This is a genomic window from Candidatus Symbiopectobacterium sp. NZEC135, assembly GCF_025962695.1.
The window spans coordinates 20,085-27,396 of sequence record NZ_JAGFPF010000057.1; the positions used below are offsets into that span (position 1 = coordinate 20,085).

Below are 7,312 nucleotides of genomic sequence, written 5' to 3' on the forward strand. Positions count from 1 at the left end.
ACATCAATTAAGGTTATAGAGAGAGTCAATCCAGCCTTTCCTTCAACGCAAGTGCAGGTGCTACTTTGTAAGTATTAGTCGATATTTCATCGTCGGTCACGTCAAGACGGAAAACTGAAACTGCATCCGTCAACATCATCGCCTGCGCTTCCAATGCCTGAACGGCGGATGATGCTTCCTCTACCAGCGCAGCATTCTGTTGCGTTGCACTGTCCATTTCTGTCACCGCTTGAGCAACCTGCTCAATGCCCCTGCTCTGCTCATCGGACGCAGACGCAATTTCTCCCATGATGTCCGTCACACGCTTCACCGACGTGACAATATCATCCATGGTGTTACCGGCGTCCGTCACCAACACAGAGCCTTGCTCAACGCGCCCGACCGATTCCTCTATCAGCGCTTTAATCTCTTTAGCTGCCTGCGCACTGCGCTGTGCCAGACTGCGCACTTCACCCGCCACCACGGCGAAACCACGCCCTTGTTCACCCGCACGCGCCGCTTCAACGGCCGCATTCAGCGCCAGAATATTGGTCTGGAAAGCGATACCATCAATCACCCCAGTAATATCACTGATTTTACGTGAACTCACGGCAATATCCTGCATCGTTTTCACTACGCCGGCAGTAATTTCGCCCCCTTTATGGGCGGTATGGGTGGTTTCCTGCGCCAATTTGGAAGCTTGGTGCGCATTGTCCGCATTCTGCTTCACGATAGCGGTCAGCTCTTCCATGCTGGCGGCCGTTTGTTCTAACGCAGACGCCTGTGATTCAGTGCGGGATGACAAATCCACGTTGCCGGAGGAAATTTCACGCACACCGAGCAGCATGCCAGTAGCGCCTTGCCGCACCGTATGTACCGTCGAGGCCAGCGAGGTCTGCATATGTTGCAGCGCCGTGAACATCACCCCAATTTCATTCTGGCCGTAGTCGGCGATTTTTACCGTCAGGTGCCCCTGCGCGATATGCTCAAAATGCTCACGCATGATGGTCAACGGCGTCAGGATGATTTTCCGCAGCCACACCACGGCCACAGCAACCAGAACCAGGGAAAGCACCACGACAATCCCAAACGACCAGGTTGAATGGCTATAGGAATCGCTGCTTGCCTGACTGGCTTGCTGCAAATGTGTCTGGACGTAGGTCAGATAGGCCGAAAAGCTCTTCTCAAAATTATCCTGAAATGACTGGGTCGGCTGATCCAGGAAAGGCTGTAGCTGGCCTTTATCCAGAAAACCAATCAGCTCGGCCAACGCGCCGTTGAGCTTGTCGTAGCTCCCCTTTGCCCCCTCAGCCAGACGCTGCCCTTCCTCCGTTAATTGCGTGGTAGCAACAAACTGTTTGAAATAGACATCCGCCTGCGCCAGCGAGGCACGCGCACTGTTCATCAATACGGAAACTTGCTCTTGCGGCACGTTACGCGCCGCGCGCGTTGCCGCACGGTTCAAGGTATTACGGGTTTGCAACAATGCCACCCAACTCTGACTTAAACTGTCGCGCTGCTGGCTGACAGTCTCCACGCGCGTAAAATTCTGATAGTCCGTTTTGAACGCCGTAAAAGATAAGCTGCTGGATACCAACTGCACGGCACAAAACACAAACAACAACACAAACAAACCGGTAGAAACACGAATCCGCGTCAACATACTGCCTCCAACCTAGGTGATCGGTCGGCGTCACACCGACACGATCGATACGTTCTTGTTTTAAACTGCTTCTTTATAAATCACTGTGCCTGAAGTTCGGTTAGAACTTTTCCCAGTTATCTGAGGCCACTGCCTCTGTTTTTTTCTTACTGCCCGCAGAGACGGTCGGCAGCAATACCGGGCGTGTTGTTGCGTCAACCGAAGCCGGTGTGGGAGAGGCAATGCGCGAACGTCCCCCCATTGCAGGCAACTGGAAGACCGCAACGGCCTGGTTTAACCCAATAACTTGTTGTTCGAGTGCGGCCGCAGCGGCGGCGGATTCCTCTACCAGCGAAGAGTTCTGCTGCGTCACGCGGTCCATTTCGGTAACCGCCTGCCCGACCTGTCCAATGCCTTTGCTCTGTTCGTCAGAAGCAGAAGCGATTTCGCCCATGATATCGGTCACACGCGTCACTGAGCTAAGAATTTCGCCCATGGTTTCGCCCGCACTTTCTACTAATACAGATCCTTCATCGACACGATTTACAGAATCTTCAATCAAACTTTTAATTTCTTTCGCTGCCTGGGCGCTACGCTGTGCCAAATTGCGCACCTCTCCCGCCACCACGGCGAAGCCACGGCCCTGCTCTCCCGCACGCGCTGCTTCAACCGCCGCGTTTAATGCCAGAATATTAGTCTGAAACGCGATGCCATCAATAACGCTGGTGATATCAGCAATTTTCTGTGAGCTACCAGCAATGTTATGCATGGTTTTCACGACATTATCGACAACCTTGCCACCGCGTTGTGCGGTTTCTGATGCGCTCAGCGCCAGTTGGCTCGCCTGACGCGCATTTTCCGCATTCTGTCGCACCGTTGCCGTCAGTTGTTCCATACTGGCCGCCGTTTGCTCCAGCGACGACGCCTGCTCTTCAGTACGCGATGAAAGATCGGTATTGCCAGCACTGATTTCGGATGCTCCAGTGTAAATAGCATCAGCGCCCTGGCGCACCGCGCTCACCGTGCTGATCAATTCGGACTGCATGTGGCGCATGCTGTCCGCCAGTGTCCCCATTTCATTGCGACTATGATAATTCATGTTCTGAGTCAGATCGCCGCGCGCAATGTGTTGCGTATGTTCCACAATATTATTCAGCGGATGAATTAATATCCGTTGGATAGCAACCCAGGCTGATAGAATTAAAGCGACAACAACAGAAATCACCGCACCCAAAATCCAGAGAGCTGATTGATAAGCGCTTTCGTTGCGTGAAATTTCTGTGTTATATAATTTTTCACTTTCTACTTTATAAGCATTGTACGCTTTTTCAAATCCATCCTGATAGCTTTGCGTTGGCTGATCGATAAATTTTTTAATATCCCCGGCAGAAAGCAGTTGAATTAACTCAGCCAGTGCGACATTCAACGTTGTGTAACTCTGCTTGACATCTTGCGCGATGGCATTGCTCTGCTGCGCCGAGCGCGCTACGCGTTCATAGTCTGCGAAGTATTTGTTTGCGCCGATTAATTGCCGCTGTGCATCTTCCAGTAACGCTTTTACCGATGACCCAGTGCCCGCCCCCGTGGCATCGAGCGCAAATCGACTTCCTGCCCGATTAAGGGTATTTCGCGTTTGCAATAAATATGACCAACTGGCATCAAGCGCAGATTTTTGATTATTAATGACGAGTGTATTACCAAATACCTCTTTATCATTTTTTAGCGCATTAAAAAATAGTCCACCGGAAACAACTTGCAGCACACCAAATAGCAGCAGTACACAAAGTAGCGCTGTGACAATTTTGATACGATTCAACATATGACGCCTTTTAAGTAAACGAATAGCCGGAAAACCGGCATCAGAATAGAATGTGTTCCAGATAACCTAAAGAAAGAAAAGAGCAAGAAAGGTCAGAGCCATCAAACGATGGCTCTGAAAAAAGATTATGATTTTGCAACGATATCAACTAATGCCATTTCTTCACTGCTGAGTAATTTTTCTATATCGACCAGGATGAGCATTCTCTCACCCAGAGAGCCGAGACCTGTCAAATATTCTGTGGACAGGGTTACCGCAAATTCCGGTGCAGGGCGAATCTGATCCGCCGTCAGTGACAGTACGTCAGAAACGCCGTCAACCACGATACCGACAACGCGCTGGCTCAGATTGAGCACGATGACCACGGTGTTGTCATCATAATCCACTTCCTGCTGGGCAAACTTAATGCGCAGATCAATGATGGGAACGATAACGCCGCGCAGGTTAGTCACCCCTTTGATAAAAGAGGGCGTGTTTGCAATGCGCGTGACCTGATCGTAACCCCGGATCTCTTGCACCTTAAGAATATCGACGCCGTACTCCTCGTCGCCCAGTGTGAAAATCAGGAACTCCTGTCCCACGGTTTCACCGGCTATTTTTGTGACGTTGGCAAGTCCAGTCATGTTTTTCACCTTAATTATTCACGTTCTATGTGTTATTACGCCGCGGTCTCAACAACGCGCTTTTCACGGTTCAATGCCTGCAACGCCGAAACGTCGACAATCAATGCCACGCTGCCGTCGCCTAAAATGGTCGCAGCGGAAACACCCGGCACTTTGCGATAGTTGCTTTCCAGGTTTTTCACCACAACCTGGTGTTGACCAATCAATTGATCAACCAGCAAAGCATAGCGGCGACCTGCGCTCTGTAGAATAACGACGATACCCTGAGTTGCATCGGTCTTCGCGCCTTCAACATCAAAAATGTGGAACAGCTCAACCAGAGGCAGATATTCTCCGCGCACTTGCAGCACACGCTCGCCACCCGCCAACGGATAAATATCCTCAGCGCGCGGTTGTAACGATTCCATTACTGCACCCAGCGGCAGAATGAACACTTCTTTGCTGACCTTGACGGACATGCCATCCAGTATGGCCAGTGTGAGCGGGAGCAGGATACGAATGGTGGTACCTTTGCCCGCCTGGAAATGAATCTCAACGTGCCCACCCATCTCCTGGATGTTACGTTTTACCACGTCCATACCCACGCCGCGTCCGGAGACGTCTGTTACTTTTTCAGCCGTTGAGAAACCTGGCGCAAAAATTAACATGCCAACGTCTTCGTCAGACATGTTTTCATTCACGGCCAAGCCTTGCGACATCGCTTTCGCTAAAATACGCTCACGGTTCAAGCCCGCACCATCATCGATAACTTCGATGCAGATATTCCCGCCCTGATGTTCGGCTAACAGCGTCAAATTGCCCACGGGCGATTTTCCGGCAGCAATACGTTTCTCTGGCGATTCAATACCGTGATCGAGGCTGTTACGTACCAAGTGAGTAAGCGGGTCAATAATGCGCTCAATCAGGCTCTTATCCAATTCGGTGGAACTGCCGATCTGGGTCAATTCTACCTGTTTGTCCAGTTTGGCGGCCAAATCGCGCACCAAGCGAGGGAAGCGGCTGAATACGTATTCCATTGGCATCATACGAATAGACATCACCGATTCTTGCAAATCGCGCGCGTTTCGCTCGAGTTGCCCCATACTGTTCAGTAGGTCGGCATGCACTACCGGATCGAGCGCCGTAGAGCGCTGTGCCAGCATGGACTGCGTGATCACCAGTTCGCCGACCAGGTTGATTAACTGATCGACTTTTTCTACTGCCACACGAATGCTGGTATCACCGGTTTTGGGGCGGTTTTTATTGGCATCGTGTGCAGGTTGTTGCGCCTTTGCCGCAGCAACAGGCGCCGAAGGCGCTTCAACCACAGGCGCTGGCGCGGCTGGCACGACGGCCAGTTCTGGCGCAGGCTCAGCGGCAGGAGCAGCACTTGCCGCTGAAGCTGGCGGCGCGCCAAAATGGATCTGCTCAGGCTCTAACACAAAGCAGAGCACGGCGCTGATATCGTCTTCACTTTCAGACGTCACCAACGTGACAGATAGGCTGCTGTCCGTCTGCTGGGGGTCTTTCACCGTTCCCAGGTTGCCCAGCTCTTCAAGCATTTGCGGAATTTCTTGCGTTTTAAGCCCGGTCAGCGAAATACGCAACTCACCGTTTCCGGCCTGAGCAAGGGTAGGTGCGGCCTCAGCGGAGGCGCTTACCGCAGTGGCCGCTGGCGCGCTGCCTTCCCCTTTGGCATCGAGCGCCAGTTGGCGCAGTGCCTGACAGATATACTCAAAGCTCTCGGCATTGGGTTCCTGTGCGGTTTTATAAGCGTCCAACTGATCCTGCATAATATCTTTTGTTTCCAAAAACAGGTTGATGATATCGGTACTCAAACGCATCTCTCCGCGTCGGGCACCATCAAGCAGGTTTTCCATCAAATGGGTGGTTTCCTGCAATACGGTAAAACCAAATGTTCCCGCGCCGCCTTTAATGGAATGGGCGGCACGGAAGATGGCATTCATTTGCTCAGTATCAGGGGCTTGTGGATCTAATAACAACAAATGTTGTTCCATATCCGCCAGTAATTCATCTGCTTCATCAAAAAAAGTTTGATAAAAAGCACTCATGTCCATGCTCACGTGATCACCTCTGCTGCGAATCGTGGCTTAATGATGAAGGTGTTGCCTGGCTGTCCGGAGCAGCTGGCAACGCGGTGGTTGGTTGCTGGCGCCCTGAAGCAGGTACTCCATTCCCTGTCTGCGGCGATGCTGCACCACCGCTATTAGTTGTATTGGTATTACTGGTACTGCTTACAGTGCTGTTACTGGTGGCGCTATTGTTATTGGTTGTGGTACGGCTCGAACTGGTGTTGCTGCTACTGGGAGGTGCACTGTTTGTTGGCTCCACGCCAGTGGCTCCCCCCGAGACTGGCACATTGCTTGTGCCGTTATTGCTATTGTCGGCAGCAGGCTCGCCGGGTTTAGTGTTCTCCGCAGGCAAATTTTGCAACGTTTCCGCTTTGTCGATATCAATCGCGCGGCTTTCACTGTTTTCTTGCTCAATGGCGCGCTGCGCATCACGGTTAAGCACCATCAAGCTGATCCGGCGGTTGATGGCGTCATTTTTATTGGTGGCTTGCTTCAAACTCATGGTATCTGCCATGCCAACCACACGCAGAACTTTACCGTCAGACAGGCCGCCGGCAATCAGCTCGCGCCGAGAGGAATTTGCCCGATCCGCAGACAGCTCCCAGTTACTGTAGCCACGTTGTCCCTGCGCGTATTGTACATCATCAGTATGCCCTGACAGGCTGATCTTATTGGGGATATCATTAAGAATGGGGGCTATCGCACGCAGAATATGACTCATATAGGGCTCAACCTGCGCACTGCCGGTTTTAAACATAGGGCGGTTTTGGCTATCAATGATCTGGATACGTAACCCTTCATCGACCATTTCAATGAGCAGATGCGGCCTAAGCGCCCTGAGACGCGGGTCTGATTCAATCAACTGTTCCAACTGCTCGCGCAATTTGTTCAAGCGAATGTCATCGAGTTTGTCGCGCTGATTAGCTTCGGGAGGCATCTCAGGCTCACGCTTGACGACGCCTTCCTGTTGGGTGTAATCGTTACCCCCGCCGGGAATCGGGCTGCTGTCTTCACTGACACGAGAGCCCGACGTTAACGCGACTTTGAGCGGAGTACGGAAATATTCGGCAATCTGCGTCAATTGTGATGGGCTGGCGATAGCGATAAGCCACATCACCAAAAACAGCGCCATCATAGCAGTCATAAAGTCAGCATAAGCTATTTTCCACGAGCCGCC

Annotated in this window: 5 protein-coding genes; all 5 read right to left on the reverse strand. The window is 51.8% G+C overall.

The features are described 5' to 3' along the window. Nucleotides 1-25: 25 nt before the first annotated feature. Nucleotides 26-1,642: a methyl-accepting chemotaxis protein gene (locus J5224_RS19740; RefSeq protein ID WP_264626971.1), complete on the reverse strand. Its 1,617-nt coding sequence runs from the start codon at nucleotides 1,640-1,642 to the stop codon at nucleotides 26-28. A gap of 100 nt (nucleotides 1,643-1,742) precedes the next feature. Then, nucleotides 1,743-3,440, reverse strand: a complete 1,698-nt coding sequence (locus J5224_RS19745; protein ID WP_264626972.1) for a methyl-accepting chemotaxis protein — start codon at nucleotides 3,438-3,440, stop codon at nucleotides 1,743-1,745. Nucleotides 3,441-3,565: 125 nt separating this feature from the next. Then, nucleotides 3,566-4,063: a chemotaxis protein CheW gene (gene cheW / locus J5224_RS19750; protein WP_264626973.1), complete on the reverse strand. Its 498-nt coding sequence runs from the start codon at nucleotides 4,061-4,063 to the stop codon at nucleotides 3,566-3,568. A 35-nt stretch (nucleotides 4,064-4,098) separates the two neighbouring features. Then, a complete protein-coding gene (cheA, locus tag J5224_RS19755; RefSeq protein WP_264626977.1) occupies nucleotides 4,099-6,114 on the reverse strand; it encodes a chemotaxis protein CheA in 2,016 nt (671 codons plus the stop codon). Nucleotides 6,115-6,130: 16 nt separating this feature from the next. Further along, a partial coding sequence (motB, locus tag J5224_RS19760; RefSeq protein ID WP_264626974.1) for a flagellar motor protein MotB occupies nucleotides 6,131-7,312 on the reverse strand: 1,182 nt, incomplete at its 5' end.

Excerpts from the sequence above, each read along its gene's own strand:
- J5224_RS19740 (WP_264626971.1), bottom strand. The coding sequence starts at position 1,642 with ATGTTGACGCGGATTCGTGTTTCTACCGGTTTGTTTGTGTTGTTGTTT.
- J5224_RS19745 (WP_264626972.1), bottom strand. The coding sequence starts at position 3,440 with ATGTTGAATCGTATCAAAATTGTCACAGCGCTACTTTGTGTACTGCTG.
- cheW (WP_264626973.1), bottom strand. The coding sequence starts at position 4,063 with ATGACTGGACTTGCCAACGTCACAAAAATAGCCGGTGAAACCGTGGGA.
- cheA (WP_264626977.1), bottom strand. The coding sequence starts at position 6,114 with ATGAGTGCTTTTTATCAAACTTTTTTTGATGAAGCAGATGAATTACTG.